The organism is Clostridium sp. MB05, assembly GCF_046581255.1.
Lineage (GTDB): Bacteria > Bacillota > Clostridia > Clostridiales > Clostridiaceae > Clostridium.
The window spans coordinates 2,173,074-2,191,225 of the sequence record NZ_CP174370.1; the positions used below are offsets into that span (position 1 = coordinate 2,173,074).

The window sequence follows — 18,152 nt, forward strand, 5'->3', positions numbered from 1 at the left end:
AGTTAGATTTAAATTAATAAAAATCAAATCGAGAAATAAGCTTAGTCGTGAGCTTTGACAATTTTCTATAATAGTTAATAAATATAAAAGGGGAGAGATATATGAAGTACAAATTAGTAGCTATTGATATTGATGGAACTTTATTAAATAGCAAAAACGAAATACCAGAAGAAAATATTCAAACAATTAGAAAATTACAAGGTATGGGGGTTAAATTTGTAGTTGTGACTGGTAGACCAGATGTGATGGCGAAAGAATATGTAAAAACTTTAGGAATAAAAGCTCCAATATTAGGCTGTAATGGAGCTACTATGAGAGACGTTTTAACTAATGAAGTTTATTATTTAAAACATATTGGAAAAGAACAATTAGTGGAGCTTTATAATCTTTTTAAAAGCAATGGAATGTATCCAAGATTTTATTCATTAGATGCTATTTATTCATTTAACCCAAATGAACTAAATGAAGAAAAAAATCCATTTGCTATATTTACTAAAAGATTAGCTAAATACATGGATATAAATATTTTTAATGATATTGAGGAACTTTTACATGATGATGTTAAAATCACTAAAATAATGTATGCTTCAAATGATGTAGAAACAATAATTTCTTTGCATGAAAAAATAAAGCAAATTCAAGGCATTGAAGTATTTAGGGCTGCTAAAAATAGTTTAGATGTAGTAACAGCAAATGTCTCTAAAGGGAAAGCGTTAATAGAATACGCTAGTGACTTAGGAGTTGATAGAGGTGAGATAATTGCTATGGGAGATGGAGAGAATGATTTATCCATGTTGTTAGAAGTAGGATTTCCTATTACTTTAGAGAATGGTGAAGATTGTTTAAAAGAAATTGCTAGTATGGTTACAGTAAGTAATGATGAGGCTGGAGTAGCTAAAGCATTAAAAGAAATTTATGAAATATAATATGAAAGCGGTAAATAACTAATCATATTGATAGATATTTACCGTTAATTTTTTAATACATAAAATCTTACTAATAAAAATCAAATAAAGAAATATATTCCAATTTATAGGAATTACATGGTATTATTTAATTAATATAATTTATATGAGTTTTTAAGGAGATAAATATCAAATATGAGTTATTTATTTAAGTATTACTACAAACAATATGATAAATTTATGAGAATATTTAATTTAGATAAAAATCAAGTAATCATAAAAACAATAGGAGATATTTCTAATCTAGAAATTTTAGATATTGGTGGGGGAACTGGAACATTAGCTAATGAACTTATAAATTTAGGAGCTAATGTAACTATATTAGATCCAGAAGTGAAAATGACTAATATAGCTAAAGAAAAAAATAATAAAGTTAATATTATAAATGGATGTTCAAATAACATTAATTTAAAGGACTCTTCAATAGATTTAATTATAATGAGAGATTCCTTTCACCATATAAGCGATAAAGAAGAAACATTAAAGGAATGTAAAAGATTACTTAAATATAAGGGTAAAATACTTATTTACGAATTTGATAGAACTCATATAATAACTAAGCTTATATATATCTTTGAAAGAAGTTGTTTTGAAAAAGTTAAAATGCTATCTAAAAATGAGATGAAAAAATTAGCTTCTGATTATTTTAATAATGGGAAGATAGTTAAAACATCAGGCTATGAGTATATATATTTAGGAAATAAATAAATTTAAAAATAAAGGGGCTATTTATATGCAAATGTTAAAGGGGTTATTAAGGATTATAAAATTATTTTTAACTAAAAAATATACAGATTTAAGGGATATAGCAAATTCTTATACAAGAGTAAGTGAAGTTTATAATGATTCTTTCTTAAAAGAAATGCATAAATATAATAAAGAAATGTTAGATAAAGTTATTATAAAATATATAGATACTAAGTCAAAATCATCTCCTAAAGTTCTTGATCTCGCATGTGGGACAGGCTTTAATAGTGGTTTTATAAATTTTAGAATTCCATCTTCTAAGTTCACTTTAGTAGACATATCAGAGGGGATGCTAAATCAAGCTAAAAATAATTGTAATTTAGATGCTGAATTTATAAAAAGTGATATGTTGTCTCTTCTAAAAAGTTCTAAAGATAATAGCTTTGATATTGTTATATGTGCTTGGGCAATTAAATATCAAAATCCTCATGAAATTATAAAGGAAGTTTCTAGAGTGTTAAAAAAGGACGGATATTTTACAGTAATAGTTAATTTAAAAAATACATTACCAGAGGTTAGAAAAATATATCCAAAACTTATTTTAAAAAACTATAAAAATATAAATAAAATAATGAAAGAACTTCCTAACCCAATTCATCATAAGACATTCACAAGATGGTTCAAAAAAGAAAAATTTTCCAAAATAGAAGTAAAAAGTGGTTCACATATATTTACTTTTGATGATACCAAATCTTTAGTCACCTTTGTAACATCGACAGGAGCATTAGCTGGCTTTGATGCTATGGTAGATATGCAAGATAATAAGATTAAAGATACAATGATTAATTTATTTAATGAAAAAGAAATTAATACAATTACTCATAAATATGTTTGGGGGGTTTTTAAAAATGATAAGTAATACGGTGCCAATTATAAAAGCAGTATTCAACAAAGATGTAAGAAAAAACTTTCTATATATACATAAGAGGTTTAAGGAAAGCAAAGATTATAAGCCTATAAATGTTATAAGATGTGGAATGAATGTTATAAAAAATGATAGATTAGCTATTCATAATGGTGATTTTGTAGTTAACTCCTTTTTACCACCACTAAATAGTGTAGCTTATAAAAGTATAGTAGATGCGGTTCCAGGAGAAGGCAAAGACTTCTTTTATAATCATACTACAGGAAAGAGGTTAGCACCAATTTCTACATACATAGCTATTACTGGTAGATGTATGTATAATTGCTGGCACTGTAGTGCAAAAAGATTTATTAAAGATAAAGATGATAAGTCAAAAGAAATGACAACTGATGAAGTGAAGAGCATAATAAAATCCATTCAAGATTTAGGCGTTGGAATAATTGGATTCACAGGAGGAGAGCCTCTTCTTAGAAATGATTTAGAAGAAATAATATCAAGTATAGATAATAGAAGCATTTCATATTTATTTACAAATGGCTACTCACTAGATCTTAATAAAGCAAAAGCATTAAAAGAAGCTGGACTTTTTGGAGTAGGAATAAGTATTGATAGCCTATACAAAGAAAATCATGATAAAAAGAGAGGTCACAATGGAGCATATGATAATTCAATTTCTGCAATAAAGCATTGCAAAGAAGCAGGTCTTTATACTATGGCTCAAGTTGTATGTACAAAGGAAATGCTAAAAAGTGGAGAAATATATAAACTTGGTAAATTTTTAAAAACCTTAGGAGTAGATGAAGTTAGAATACTGGAACCTATCCCATGCGGATCATTACTAGTAAAATCTGATGCTATATTTACAGCAGAAGAGAAAAAAGAACTTATCAATCTTCATGTAAAATTTAATAGAGATAAAAATTATCCTAAAACCTCAGTGTTTCCATATGTTGAATCAAAAGATCAATTTGGATGTGGAGCAGGGGTGCAACATTCCTATATAGATAATGAAGGAAACTTCCTGCCTTGTGATTTTGTTCCTGAATCCTTTGGAAATGTATTAAATGAAGATATTAAAGATATATGGAATAAAATGCACAGTAAATTAGAAAGAGCTAGGAACTATTGCTATGCAAAGAAATGTGATAAATGTAGTGAAGAGGAGTTGCCTAAGTATTATAGGTTGCTTAGAGGAGAGAAGTAGAATAAATTTTTAATAAATAATAATAAGTATCTATCCAGTTTGCTGAAAAACCCCTGTTAAAAAAACAGGGGTTTTTCAGCAAATTTATAAGTTTATCATTTTATAATCATTTTCCAATAAAATATTCAAACGATTAGAGGATCACGAGATATTGGAGTTCAGTTTGTAGTTGTGACTGGTAAGTCATATGTAATGTCAAGAAAATATTTTGAAATATAACATAATTTAAGCAATGGAATAAGATTAGAAAGTATAAACATCATTTTGCTCATAACTCATAATTGCTTCAAAGATTTTATTAGCAATTTCTTGAGGAATGTCTGTGCTAAAAAATAATAATCCTTTATCATTATAATTAATAGCAGTAACATCTTTAGCAAAAACTTTCCCTTCATATCCAGAAAGAAGCTGGGTTATTTCTGTTCCTAATTTAAAGAACTCCTCTCCTTTATTCCAAGAAATAAAGCCAATAAGAGCTTTGGCAGTAGAAGAGTGGAAGCCTTTTTCTATAAGGACATCTTGCCAGGTCTTACAACAGATATTGTCTAAACTCAAAACCATACACCTCCATTTTAAATGTATTCCTAGTTTATAGTATTGGTTTTATTTTATAAATTATTAGTTTTAATGGGGCCTTTAATGGTTATTTAAAACAAAATTTGAAAATTTAGTTGCAAAAATGTTTGATGAATAATATTATATGATATATAGTATTATATATAGATACATATTATATAAATAAAAAATGAGGTGAAGTTATGGCTTTTCAATTAGGAGCAGCTTTATTAGATGCGTGCGTTTTAGCGGTACTTTCTAGAGAAGATACTTATGGATATATACTTACACAAAATGTTAGACAGATTATGTCTATTTCAGAGTCAACACTATATCCTGTGCTTAGAAGGTTGCAAAAAGATGAATGCTTAACGACATATGATCAAGCTTATCAAGGAAGAAATAGAAGATACTATAAAATTACAGAAAAAGGTAAACAAGTGCTGAGTGAATATTTAGGACAATGGGAAGAGTATAAAAAAAATGTTGATAAAGTTTTATTGGAAAGGGGTACAAATAATGAGTAAGGAAAATTTCATTGATGAATTGAGAATAAAATTAAAGAGATTATCAAAAGAAGAAGTTGATAATGTAGTGGCATATTACTTAGAATATTTTGATGATGCTGAAAAAGATGAAGCAGAGGTAATTAAAGAATTAGGGTCACCTTCAACAATTGCATCACAAATATTATCTGATTATGCATTTAATACAAATACAAAAGAAAAGAGTAAGAGTGGCATAAATAGGGTACTATTAATTATTCTTTCAATATTTGCTGCACCAATAGCATTACCATTAGCTATTGCATTAATAGTAATTATATTTGCAATGATAATAGTTGTAGGAGCACTTATTTTTACTTTTGCTGCAGTAGCACTAACACTTTTATTAGCTGGTGTAGTAGCGTTTATTGTAGGATTTCTAGTGATCTTTCAGGGACCAGCAACAGGTAGTTTATATATAGGAACAGGACTAATAGTAATTGGACTTGGAATTTTAGTAGCAGTTGGTGTTAAAGCTATAGTACCAAAGGTAGCTATATTATTTAGAAATATTACTAAAAGCTTTTTAAGTAAAGTTAATAGATCAAAGAACAAATAAGGGGGCATAATAATGAGAAAAACAAAGAAATTAATTTTATTATCAATATGCTTAATAGTACTTGGCATAACAATGGCAATTATAGGGTTGTTAAGTGGAGGTCATGGTAGTATTGTATGGGGAAAAGATGGACTTGAGATATATGACAGGGCAAATATAATAAAAGAAAATAAGGAATTAGAAAAATTTAATGATGTTAATATAGATGTTGATTTTGGAGATATTGAAGTGATTAAATCAGATAAATACGCTATTGAAGTTGAATACAATGAAGAGGTTGAAGAGCTAACTTACAAGGTTGAAAATGAAAAACTAACTGTAAGTAACAAAAGATGGGGAAAAATGTCCTTCAGTATGGGTTTCATCGATAATAATACTTTAGTAAAAGTGTACATTCCAGAAAATGTAGCTTTAAATAATTTAGATATACAAAATAAAAGCGGGAATTTAATAGTTGATAACATTGAGGTTAAAAATTCAAATATTAATTGTGATTTTGGAAATGCAACAATTAATAATATTACTGGAGATAAAATTAATTTAACGGGAAAAAGTGGGAAGGTTTATACTAAAAATCTTAAGTTAGAAGAGTTAGTTTTATATGTTGATTTTGGAGATGTCATATCAGAAAATATTAATACAACTACTTTTGAAAGCAATTTAAAATCAGGAACGTTAGATATAAAAACACTTACTGCTAATAATGCTAAAATTAATAGTGATTTTGGTGATGTTAAAGGAATTCAATTAGTTACTAATGGATTGTTAGTAAGAGCAAAATCAGGAGAAATTAATATAGATGGTGAGTTAAAGGGTGATAATACTTTAGATTGTGACTTTGGAGATATAAGCATAAAAACTAGTTTACCCAAAAATGAATATTCATATAAAGTAGATATGGATTTTGGTACTAATAAAATAGATGACAAAGAAGTTGAAGGGGATGTAGAGGAAATAAATACTGGAGCTTCAAATAACTTTAATATTAATTGTAAAAGTGGAGATTTGAAAATTGATTTTGTAAAATAAGAAATTGTAAGCTGTTTAGGAGAAAGTATAAAAATGTGGAGCATGTAAAAGAACTTGAAAAGGCATTAGTAATGAAGTACACTCCACAGTGGAATTTTCAATTTAATAGGTAAAGATTTAAAGAAATGATTATTGAAGCTAATAAAGGAAATCAATTCAGAACATTTAAAAGTATTGAAGATGCTGAAATTTGGATTTCGAAATTATGATATAAAAGAGGTATAAAATGAAATAAAAATACCGTAAAATTCACCTATGTAAAATGTACCCTATAAGATAGACAACTAAAAAATGTCTATTTTATAGGTTTTTTTATGTATAATAAAACATAACGATAGGAGTGGATTAGATGAGTAGCAAGTTATTTACGAAGGAAGAAATAGAATTATTAGCTAATAATAAATATGTAAAGAGTGTCAGTGAAAGATCAATTACTTACACGAATGAATTTAGACGTATTTTTATATCAGAATACGAAAAAGGAAAATTCCCACGAAAGATATTTGAAGAATATGGTTTTGTAATAAGCATATTAGGAGTTGGACGAGTTGAGTCAATAAGTAAGAGATGGCGTGCTGCATATAAGAAAAATGGTATACATGGATTAGATGATTCAAGAAAAGGTAAGTCAGGAAAAATTATTGATAAAGAATTTTCTATAGAAGAAAAATATGAACGTCTTAAAGCGCAAAACAATCTACTTAAGGCTGAGAATGAATTACTAAAAAAGCTCGATATGATGGAAAGGAGGATGAGAAAAAAGAAATAGTTTTATTAGCAAAAGAAAAATTTATTCTTATTAAATCAGTAATTAAAAGATATAAACTAAAAAATATGACTAGTTATTTATGTGCATTAGTTGGTGTGTCACGTTCGGGGTATTATAATTATTTTTCATCAAAATCCGAATGCTTGCGTAGCAAGCGCAACGATAAGGACCTAGAGATTAAAAATGTAGTTTTAGCTGCATTTAATTTTAAAAATCGTAAAAAAGGTGCCAGGCAAATAAAAATGACATTGGAAGGCGAATATGGAATTGTATATAATCTAAAACGTATTCGTAGAATTATGAAAAAATATAATATTGTTTGTCCTCATAGAAAAGCAAATCCATATAGGAGAATGGTAAAAGCAACCAGAGAACATAAAGTCTTACCAAATCTACTTAATAGAAATTTCAAACAAAATATTCCGGGTAAAGTACTACTTACTGATATCACTTATTTATTCTATAAAGATAGGAGTAAAAAGGCTTATTTGTCGACCATTAAAGATGCATCTACTAATGAAATATTAGCCTACAACGTATCTGAAAGCCTTACTTTAGATATAGTTATAGATACTCTTACTAATCTAAAAAAATCAGAACGTGTAAAAATTCATAATGAAGCTTTTATTCACTCAGATCAAGGTGCACATTACACAAGTCCCAAATTTCAAAAGCTAGTAAAAGATTGCGGCTTGGGTCAATCTATGTCTAGGCGCGGTAACTGTTGGGACAACGCGCCGCAGGAATCGTTCTTCGGACATTTTAAAGATGAGGTCAACATAAAGCCGTGTCAAACTTTAGAAGATCTTAGAAATGAGATAGACCAATATATGACTTATTATAATGAATATAGATATCAATGGAACTTAAAGAAGATGACTCCTGTTCAATACAGAAATCATCTTCTTAACTTAGTACGGTCTTTTTCATAATGTCCTTTACAAGGGATACATTTTAATGAATAATACGGTATTTTTATTTAGATATTCTAAATTGAAAAACTTTACTCCTCAATAAATCTCACTAACTCTTCGTTAAATTTGTCTTTCTGATCATAAAACACTCCATGACCGCTAAAATTAAATGGCAGGAACTTTGAATTTTTAATCATTTTGTGTTGTATTTCACCAAGTTCAAATGGAACAACCTTATCATGAATACCATGAATAATTAATGTTGGAACATCTATAGTTTCTAGATCAGAAAATAGCACTTCATTTATCCAAGTATTTGCAATAGATGCAGTTGCCCATCCGGATGCCTGTAATCCTAATTGAAAGAACCAATCCGAGAATGCCTGAGTTATATGCTGAAAGAAAAATATGTCTCCGAAATCTCTAAGCATTTTAGGTCGGTCTGTATATGTCCCTTCAATTAGTTGCAGAACTGTTTCTTTATCTAATCCATAATTAAAATTAGGACGTTTTATAAGACTAGGGGCTGCTGCTGAAAAAAGAGCAAGCTTAGATACTCCATGTCCTTTATGGCGAGCCATGTATCGAATAGCTATAGCTCCACCAGTTGAGTGTCCTGCTAGTGTGAAATTATTTAATTTTAGCGCATTAACAACACATCTAACATCATCTGATAATCGATCGTAATCATAACCGGAGTAAGGTCTATCTGAGTTTCCAAACCCTCTCATATCTATCCCGATGCATCTATATCCCATCTTTGGAAGTTCATCAAACTGATATTCAAATAAATTATGACTACCAGGCCAACCATGTAAAAATAATATTGTTTTATATCCTTCTGGATTAAGATCCTCTACATAGAGTTTTACATTTGGTTCTACACCAATATAGTAACCCAATTATTACCTCCACTAAATAAGTAATTATATAAATATATTACTTACTTGAGCAATAATTTGTGAATGATATAGCATATTTTTAATTTCTAATTTCTCTACTTGATTCTATTGTTTTATGTTGTCCTATTGGCTTAACATTAAAGTTTGATCTATATTCTGTTTCTGCCCAGAAGATATTATCAGCAACTAATGCTTCAGGGTTTAATTCTACACCATCTAATATTATTTCCTTAAATTTATGGTATCCAGCTCTATCTATTAGATGTCCACCATGTAAGTATTCTGGCTTATAATCTAATGCCCAAGCAGAGAACTTTTGCCAATTTGCAAACATAGCTAGTACAACATCTTCAGTAACGAAGTTTAGGAAAGTCTTACCCATTCTAGGAGTTTGTTTTCCTGTTCTTCCTCCTAGGACAACTCTATAAAACTTCTTAGGACTTCTTGTCCATGCACTTGTAGGGCAGGCGATTACACATTCACCACAACCAACACAGCAGCAAGGATCTTTATCTATAAGTCCTTTATCATTTAAACTTAAAACTCTAGTTGCATGATGCTCACATGCTCTTTCACAAGCTCCACAGCCTATACATCTTTCTGGATTATATTCCATTCTAGCTTGACCAATAACACCAAAGTCTTGGAAGTGAGCTTTAGCACAGTCATTTGGACATCCAGCTACTGAAACTTTAATGTGGTAGTGAGAAGGGAAGACTAAATTTTCTATTTTATTAGCTAATTCTTTAGTGTTAACATTAGCTTTTATACAATGAGTATTACCTATACAAGCCATAATATTTCTAGCACCAATTGTCGGGTAACCATTCTCATCAATTGTCATGTCACAGTTACATTCGTCAATTTCAACTTCCTTTAGGTAGTTAGCTATATATTCATTAACAGAAGGAATATTTTCATATTTAATACCAGGTATACTAAATGTTTGTCTCATTCCAATATGGAAAGTACCATTACCATAGGTTTCAGCAATATATTGAACATCACCTAGATATTTAGCATTAACAGTACCTCCTGGAACACGCATTTGAAGCATAAATTCTCCAGGAACCTTTGATTGACGGAAACAGTTTAATCTAGTCTTTTTAACATTTATATCATGATTCATAATGAAATCCTCCTAATCTAATAATGTTTTAGCCTTAGTATAGTTAAATACTGGACCTTCTAAACATACATAAGTTTCATCAATTCTACAGTGCCCACATTTGCCAACTGCACAAGACATCTTTCTTTCAAAGGATACCCAAATCTTTTCTTCAGGAACACCAAGCTTTAGCATTTCAAGAGCAGTAAAGTGCATCATTATTGGTGGACCAACTATAACAACTTCATAGTTATCCTTAAATGACTCTAGAGGTAATTTTGATAAGTGTTTAGTAACCAGTCCTTGTTCCCAGCCTTCTTTTTCACCATTATCTAAAGAGTAGATAGTGTTGAACTTATTCCTCCATTTTTCTAAATCATTTTTAAACAATATTCCATTTTCATTTTTGAAACCAAATACTAAATTTAATGTTTTTACGTAATTTTCTTGAAAGTAGCATTTATTAATGATACTTCTTACTGGTGCAACTCCTGTACCCCCAGCTATTATAATTAAATTTTTATCTTTAAACTTTTCAACTGGCCATCCTTTACCATAAGCACCTCTTAAGAAGATTTTATCTCCAGATTTAAGCTTAAAAAGTTCATCTGTTACTTTCCCAACAGCTCTTATAGTAAAGTCCATATATCCAAGACCAAATCCACTAACAGAAATAGGAGCTTCTCCGATTTTAGGTATTGATAATTGTAGAAATTGTCCGTGTTCAGGAACTATATCTGTAGCAACTCTAAAGGTGTATTCTAAATCAGTTTCATGAGTAACATTAATTATTTCATATGCCTTAGGTGTTAATATATAATTTTGCATATTATTTTACCTCCATTATTTCATTTACTGCATTGTTTACCTTATTAAAGGTAGCTGTAATTGAAATATGTTCAGGACATCTATCAGTACATCTACCACATCCAACACACATATGTTCAGTTCCAAATTGCGCTTTATAATCATGTATCTTATGAAGAACTTTATATCTCATCTTATCAGCTTTAGTAGTTCTAAATTTATGTCCTCCAGCCATTTCATCAAATCCATTTACATGGCAAGAAGCTTGTACTCTTTTTCTTTCACCAATTTTTCCAGCAGGATCATATACAATATCACGAGTAGTGTAGCAAGAGCAAGTACTACAAGCTATTGAACAACTTCCACATTCGATACATCTCTTATTGTATTCTTCCCACATTGGATGGTTTTTAAGTTCTATCAAAGTTTCTTTATCCTTTATTTCTGGAATTGTTACATTAGCTTCATTGTTTTCAATAAACTTTAGTTCAAATTCTTCCTCTGTTTTGTTGTTAAAATAATTACTAAATTCTTCATCTTTTACATTGAAAAGTAGAGAAGAACGGTTAAATCTTACAGCTAATGAGTAGTCATCTGTTTTATTACTGTTCATGGATGTGCAGAAGCAAGTATCAAATCCTTCAACACATTCAATACATACAAATTTAACTCTATCTCTTATTCTTTTGTAGAAGGTATCTTTAAAGTTACCATTATGAAGATAGATCATATCTTGTCTTCTTTGAGCATTAATATCACAAGGTCTGGCAAAGATTAATATCTTTTTATTATGACCTACAGAGCTTTCTCTAAATTCATCTTCTGTAAAGAAGTAAAGTGTTTGAGAAATAGGAGTAATAACTTCTTTAACTGGATAATCGGATTTCTCTTTGAATTCGATTTCTTCAACAGTAGAAACCTCATCATACCTGATTATATCAGTATCTGAGTATCTTCCTTGTTTTTTAAATCTTTTAGGTGCATAAATTTTGTATTCCTTTTTTAATTCTTCAAATAAAGTATTTACTTCCTTTAATGAAAGGTTATATCCCATATGAATACCTCCGAATTATGTTTTATTTTTAACAATATTTGTAACTTTAGTATACTCCAATTTTATAGATAAATGAAATACTTAAAATATGTGTTAATGATAGGTAAAAGCCTATATAGAAATGAGAAATGGGTTTTTTATAGGGGGTTATGGGGGGAGCTTTTGAAGACACTCTGATGGCTGAAGATATGTCTAAATCTGAAATAAATAAAGAAGATTGATACTAACATCATAAATAACTATTAAATAAATTGAGATTTTAAATCTTTAGAAATAATTTGGTAAATAAGGTATAATCATTCAAAAAACAATTATTACTATAATAGTGCATTCTTACTTGAATAATTTTATAGTTGAAAAATTATTCAAGTGTTTTTACACTATTATAGCTAATATATTAACTTTAAATTTATTTAATGGACAATGATGTAAACGATATAGTTATTGTGAAAATAAATATTGACTAAGTTTGAGTAAAGGTATACAATTGTGAAGAAAAGTATAGAACATGAGCGAGTTTAGTAAAACGGTTTAACAAGATTTCAATCTATATATTTTATTGAGATTTTGCATATATAGATTTTTTGTTATTTATAAATTAAATTTTTAGGTTAAAGTCTTATAGGTACTTAAGTAATATTAAAATTTTTATTTCTTAATATAAGTAAAAATGTACATAGTTAAATTTAAAATTATTTAGGGGGAAAATGATGAATAAAAAAAGAATAGCATCAATACTTTCAGTTGTATTAACAGTAAATTTAATGCCTGGTATTGGAAAAAACATCAACGCATTTGCTGCTACTATACCTATGTATTTACAAGCAGATTTTGAAAACTATATAGGACCAAGTTATGCTGCTACAAATATAGTTCAAAATGGAGTATCTTTAAGTTTGGGCAATGTAAATAATAATAACTATTTTACCAATGAATCAGTTGATAATGATCATAATAATAGTATTTTATTTAAAACTACAGCTGCTTCTCCACATTTACAAATTTCAAAATCAGGTCTTAATATTTCTAGTAAGTCTGTCGTTGATGTAGACGTATTCTTAAAGGATAAAAAGCTTCAACGTAGAGTAATGATAAGACAAAAACTTAGTGATGCAGCAAAGGCTCCATCAAATACATTTTCTGAATTAGTTGTATTTAACACTAACGGCACCGTTACATTAGGGGTAGGCGGAGCTCAATTATTATCAAACTATGATATAAATAAATGGTACAATGTTAAGTTGGTTGTAGATACAACAACACATACTGCAGATATATACATAAATAATGAATTAAAGAAAAGTAATCATCCACTACCATCAGCAACTTATAACAATACAGCGGGTATAAGCGTAACTGATACATGGGATGTATTTAATGAAGCTAGGATAGTTCAATTTGGTAATGCTGTTGGTGGAGAAATGCTTATAGATAATCTAAATATTTATAAGTATTATGATGTTAAAGATATATCAATTGATAAATCTTTAACACTTGGTGTTGGAACTCAAATAAAACTTAATCCTATAATAGGGCCAGTAGAGGCATCAAATCAGGGGTTAAGATATACAAGTAATAATCCTTCAGTGGCTTCAGTAGACTACAATGGAAAGGTAAGTGCTAACAGCATTGGTACAGCTGAAATAAGCATAAGTTCATTAGATGGATCCATAAGTACTAAATGTGAACTAAATGTGCTATCAAGTTTTAACAAGGTAGTGGATATAAAATTACCTACAAGAACGGAGGTTCAAAAGGGGGAAACTCTTGAATTAAGTGGACAAGTAGAGTTTAATCCTATTGATGCAACTAATAAGACACTTATATGGAAAAGTTCTGATCCAAGAAAAGCTACGGTAGACAGTAATGGTGTAGTTACAGGTATAAATAAGGGTGTAGTGACAATAACTGCAGAAACTCAAGATGGCGGAAAAACAGCATCAACAACATTAGATATTAAACATATCGTAAACGCACCAGTTGTAGATGATGCAGTTTATTATAATTTAAGATTAAAATGGTTTAATGACCTTACAGGAGGTAATTATAATTACAACGACCCTAATGTAAAAGCACTTGTAGATAAGGTAGTTACTGATGCTCAAAATTATTGGACTTCAATGGATAAATCTCCGTCAAGAACTCATTTATGGGCTGATTTAGATGATAGTAGTATAGATCCTACTCTAACACAAGCTAATAAAGATCTTAAAAAATCAGAGTACATAACAACTGCATATAAAAGAATTGAGGCAATGGCAAGGGCTTATCAAATGAATAACAGCTCATTAAAGGGAGATACTAATCTACTAGCAGATTTATTAGATGCTCTTGAGTGGATGTATCAAAATAGATATAATGAAAATTTAAATGTTGAATATGGTAACTGGTGGAATTGGGAGATTGGGGTTCCACAGGTATTAGAAAATGCTTGCGTTCTATTATATAATGACATTCCAAAAGATAATTTAACAAAGTATATGAAAGCAATTTATTTCTATATGCCAGATCCATTTAATAATTGTTATACTGAATTAAATCCAACAAATCCAACCTATAAGTTAACTACGGGTGCTAATAGAGTAGATTGCGCTAGAATTTCAGCTCTAATGGGTGTATTAACGAAGGATTATGAACAGTTATTAATGGCTAAAGATGCAACTGAAAGTGTTCTTGTTTATTCTACTGAAGGAGATGGGTTCTATACTGATGGTTCATTCATTCAACATAAGGATCAATATGGTTTAGGTGCCACATCATATGTTGGAGGCTATGGTAATGTATTTTTTGCAGGTGTTCCAACTATAGCAAGTTTATTACAAGGTTCTCCATGGGAGATTTCTAGCTCAAAGCTACAGATATTAAAAGAATTTGTAGACAATGCATTAAAACCTTTCATATACAATGGCATTATGCTTGATATGATGAGAGGTAGAGGAATATCAAGAAGTGCCGAGGATGCAGTTGGACATACATCATTAAATGCAATGATGCTTATAGCTAGAATTATCACAGATCCTGTTCAAAAGTCAGAAATGTATTCATTTGTAAAACAAATGATACAAAGTGATACATCATATGATCATATGTATAATATGAGAGGAGTTAATTTAAATCAATATCCAATTTCTCTTATGAATGATTTAGACAGAATATTAAATGATCCAAATATTGTTCCATCAGCAAAACAAGAGTATCAAAAAAACCTACCAATGTCAGATAGAGCTGTTCATGTTGGAGATAACTATCTATTTGGTGTAGCAATGTTTTCAACAAGAATTACAAATTTTGAAAGCATGAATAATGAAAATAAAAGAGGTTGGTACACTAATGCTGGAATGACTTATTTATATAATGATGATTTAAATTATTATAAGAATTATTGGCCAACAATTAATCCATATAGAATTCCAGGTACTACTGTAGATACAGTAACTATGACTGATGGTAAAGGTAATAAATGTAATTCTGATAGGGACTGGGTTGGTGGAACTGTTCTAGGTAATTATGGAATTAATGGAATGGATTATCATGCTATTGGTCCAAAGGGATTAATTAACACTCAAACAAAAGAGATGGACAGATTATCTTTAGAAGCTAAAAAATCATGGTTTATGTTTGAGGATGAAATAGTTGCTCTTGGTGCTGGAATAAATAGTACTGATGGCAGAAATATAGAAACTATAGTTGATAATAGAAAGCTAAAGTCAGATAATTCAAATGAATTCTCAGTTAATGGCATAAATCAAAATTTAACATTAACTCAGCAAAATATAACTAATGATCCAAAACCAAATAGTGATTCTCAAGATATTATGAGTGCAAATTGGGCTTATATAAGTGGAAATGTTAGTGGAGCAGATGTAGGTTACTACTTCCCTAATAAAACAAACCTTAAAGTTAGAAATGTTGAAAATACAGGAACATGGCAAGCAATTGGATCTAGTGGCCCTGTAGACTCAAATGATCAACCATTAAATATAACAAATAACTATCTTGAAATGTGGTTTGATCATGGTGTAAATCCTACAGATGCATCATATGAATATGTTATGCTACCAAACCAAACAAAACAGCAAGTTGAAGAGTATGCTAAGAATCCTAGTATTACTGTTTTGAGTAATACATCAAGTGTACAAGCTGTTAAAGAAAATAAACTTAATATGATTGGTGCTAACTTCTTTACTGATACAGTACAAAATATAGATTTTATAACAGCAAATAAGAAATCTTCTATTATGACTAAAGAATCAGCTGATTATTTAGAAATTTCTATTTCTGATCCTACTATGAAAAATAATGGAACAATAGAAGTGGAATTAAATAAGCAGATAGAATCTGTAGTTTCAGCGGATTCAGAAGTTACAGTTACACAACTTGGACCTACAATAAAATTAAGTGTAAATGTAAATAATTCTAATGGTGATACTTTTAAAGTAAAATTTAAGAAAATAGATACTACAGCGCCAAAAGTAGTAGGAGTAGAAGATGGAAAGGTATATGATAAGGCTGTAAAAGTAAGCTTTGACGAAGGAACAGCAACATTAGATGAAGCAGAATTCACTAATGAAAGTGAAGTAAGTGCAGAAGGACAACATACTTTAGTAGTAACAGATGAAGCAGGAAACAAAACAACATTAACTTTTACAATAGACACTACAGCACCAAAAGTAGTAGGAGTAGAAGATGGAAAAGTATATGATAAGGCTGTAAAAGTAAGCTTTGACGAAGGAACAGCAACATTAGATGAAGCAGAATTCACTAATGAAAGTGAAGTAAGTGTAGAAGGACAACATACTTTAGTAGTAACAGATGAAGCAGGAAACAAAACAACATTAACTTTTACAGTAGATACTATAGCTCCACAAATTATCATAGCAGGTGTAAAGGATGGAGAAGTATATAAAAATACTACAATTAAGCCAGAAGTAGTAGTTAATGAGAGTGCAAAAATTACCTATGAACTTGATGGTAAAGTAGTAGAACTACTTGGTGAAATTGATGCTATAGGAAAACATTATTTAGAAATAACTGCAGTGGATAAGGCTGGCAATGAATCTAATGTGAAATTGGTTTTCGAAATTAAAGGATCATTAGAGGGAAGTAAGGATATTGGACAAACTTTAAAAGAAATACTACAAAAGCTTACAGGGGAAGTTAAAATTGAATTAAATGATAATAAGGAAATACCACTAAAGGCTTTTGAGATGATCAAAACAATAGATAAAAATATGGGATTTATAGTGAATTCTCAAGGTATGGAATTAGTATGGAAATTCAACCCTAAAAATATTAAAGTCATAGAAAAAGATATGGATTTTAATTTAAATGAAGTTGCACCATATAAAAATGGAATATTAAAATATGATAGTAGTTCACAAGTTATATCATTTAAGTATCATGGTAATTTACCGGCACCAATGACTGTAACAATACCAGTGGATATTAGTAAAATTGATGCAAATAAGCCTGTTAACTTTTTCTGGTATAATCCAACAACTAAGAAGGCTGAAGAAATACAATCCAAGATATTACCTTACGAAAAAGATGGAAAATACTATATTGATGTTGAGTTGACACATTGTAGTGATTATTTTATTACTCAAGTTGATGTTGAAAGTATTATTGCTAAAAATGACTCCAATACAGGTACTAATGGAAATAATAATACAAACACTGACGATGTAAATAACAACAATGATATTATCAAAGAAACAAGTGATAAAGAATTAAATGATGTTAAAGCAAGCAAAGATCTTCCTAAAACAGGTTCAAGAGTAAGCACAGATGTTTTAACTACAACAAGTTTAATTATTTTAGCATTGGGAGTTGCTTTAATGGTTAGACCAAGAAAAAGAGAACAATAAAGTATGTGAGGGACTGTAACGAGATGTTACAGTCCTATTAAAGTTTATTTTGCATAATTAAACAAAATTCTTTACTTTTAACTTCTATGTCAAGACCAAGATACTTAATCTTAATTTTTAAACGACGTATAAAAAGACTAATTAAATGAAGATATTAATAAAAAAATACAAGCAGTAATATTCTTCAATATACTGATAGTAAAAAACAAATATATTTAAACAAATTAGATAACTTAGAATTAGAAATAAAAGTTATTTTGTC

14 protein-coding genes are annotated in these 18,152 nt (G+C 29.3%); 9 read left to right on the forward strand and 5 right to left on the reverse strand.

From position 1 onward, the window contains the following. Positions 1–101: 101 nt before the first annotated feature. The 4 genes from ACH36K_RS10175 (at position 102) to ACH36K_RS10190 (ending at position 3,781) form a co-directional block, all read left to right on the forward strand. Positions 102–926 carry a Cof-type HAD-IIB family hydrolase gene (locus ACH36K_RS10175; protein WP_411167520.1) on the forward strand — a complete coding sequence of 275 codons (825 nt, stop codon included), beginning with the start codon at positions 102–104 and terminating at the stop codon, positions 924–926. A 174-nt stretch (positions 927–1,100) separates the two neighbouring features. After that, entirely contained in the window at positions 1,101–1,673 is a 573-nt protein-coding gene (locus ACH36K_RS10180) for a class I SAM-dependent methyltransferase (protein WP_411167521.1), read from the forward strand. 25 nt (positions 1,674–1,698) lie between these two features. Beyond that, a complete protein-coding gene (locus ACH36K_RS10185; protein WP_411167522.1) occupies positions 1,699–2,571 on the forward strand; it encodes a class I SAM-dependent methyltransferase in 873 nt (290 codons plus the stop codon). Continuing rightward, positions 2,561–3,781, forward strand: a complete 1,221-nt coding sequence (locus ACH36K_RS10190; protein ID WP_411167523.1) for a radical SAM/SPASM domain-containing protein — start codon at positions 2,561–2,563, stop codon at positions 3,779–3,781. The genes ACH36K_RS10185 and ACH36K_RS10190 overlap by 11 nt, the downstream gene beginning before the upstream one ends. A 243-nt stretch (positions 3,782–4,024) precedes the next feature. Here ACH36K_RS10190 and ACH36K_RS10195 read toward each other — a convergent pair whose 3' ends face one another. Then, entirely contained in the window at positions 4,025–4,336 is a 312-nt protein-coding gene (locus ACH36K_RS10195; RefSeq protein WP_411167524.1) for a hypothetical protein, read from the reverse strand. Positions 4,337–4,539: 203 nt separating this feature from the next. Between ACH36K_RS10195 and ACH36K_RS10200 the strand changes: the two genes are divergently transcribed. From ACH36K_RS10200 to ACH36K_RS10215, 4 genes are all read left to right on the forward strand, one after another. Continuing rightward, positions 4,540–4,863, forward strand: coding sequence for a PadR family transcriptional regulator (locus ACH36K_RS10200; RefSeq protein WP_322413089.1), 324 nt, complete (start codon positions 4,540–4,542; stop codon positions 4,861–4,863). Continuing rightward, positions 4,856–5,440 (forward strand): DUF1700 domain-containing protein, encoded by a 585-nt coding sequence (locus ACH36K_RS10205; protein ID WP_411167525.1) that lies wholly within the window; start codon positions 4,856–4,858, stop codon positions 5,438–5,440. The genes ACH36K_RS10200 and ACH36K_RS10205 overlap by 8 nt, the downstream gene beginning before the upstream one ends. Positions 5,441–5,452: 12 nt before the next feature. Further along, the gene (locus ACH36K_RS10210; protein WP_411167526.1) at positions 5,453–6,469 is read left to right on the forward strand and encodes a DUF4097 family beta strand repeat-containing protein; all 1,017 of its coding nucleotides are present in this window, start codon (positions 5,453–5,455) and stop codon (positions 6,467–6,469) included. Between the two features lie 349 nt (positions 6,470–6,818). Beyond that, positions 6,819–8,170 (forward strand): IS3 family transposase gene (locus tag ACH36K_RS10215; RefSeq protein WP_411167527.1). Its coding sequence is split into 2 segments (ribosomal slippage): positions 6,819–7,212 and positions 7,212–8,170, totalling 1,353 coding nucleotides; the frame shifts between segments, so codons are not numbered across the junction. Between the two features lie 71 nt (positions 8,171–8,241). On the opposite strand, the gene ACH36K_RS10220 is transcribed toward ACH36K_RS10215, so the two are convergent. From ACH36K_RS10220 to asrA, 4 genes are all read right to left on the reverse strand, one after another. Then, positions 8,242–9,054 (reverse strand): alpha/beta fold hydrolase, encoded by an 813-nt coding sequence (locus ACH36K_RS10220; protein WP_411167528.1) that lies wholly within the window; start codon positions 9,052–9,054, stop codon positions 8,242–8,244. Between the two features lie 79 nt (positions 9,055–9,133). Next, a complete protein-coding gene (gene asrC / locus ACH36K_RS10225; protein ID WP_411167529.1) occupies positions 9,134–10,183 on the reverse strand; it encodes a sulfite reductase subunit C in 1,050 nt (349 codons plus the stop codon). Between the two features lie 12 nt (positions 10,184–10,195). Then, a complete protein-coding gene (gene asrB / locus ACH36K_RS10230; RefSeq protein WP_411167530.1) occupies positions 10,196–10,990 on the reverse strand; it encodes an anaerobic sulfite reductase subunit AsrB in 795 nt (264 codons plus the stop codon). A gap of 1 nt (position 10,991) precedes the next feature. Beyond that, a complete protein-coding gene (gene asrA, locus ACH36K_RS10235; protein ID WP_411167531.1) occupies positions 10,992–12,023 on the reverse strand; it encodes an anaerobic sulfite reductase subunit AsrA in 1,032 nt (343 codons plus the stop codon). 710 nt (positions 12,024–12,733) lie between these two features. Here asrA and ACH36K_RS10240 point away from each other — a divergent pair. Beyond that, positions 12,734–17,890, forward strand: a complete 5,157-nt coding sequence (locus ACH36K_RS10240; RefSeq protein WP_411167532.1) for a polysaccharide lyase family 8 super-sandwich domain-containing protein — start codon at positions 12,734–12,736, stop codon at positions 17,888–17,890. Positions 17,891–18,152 lie beyond the last annotated feature (262 nt).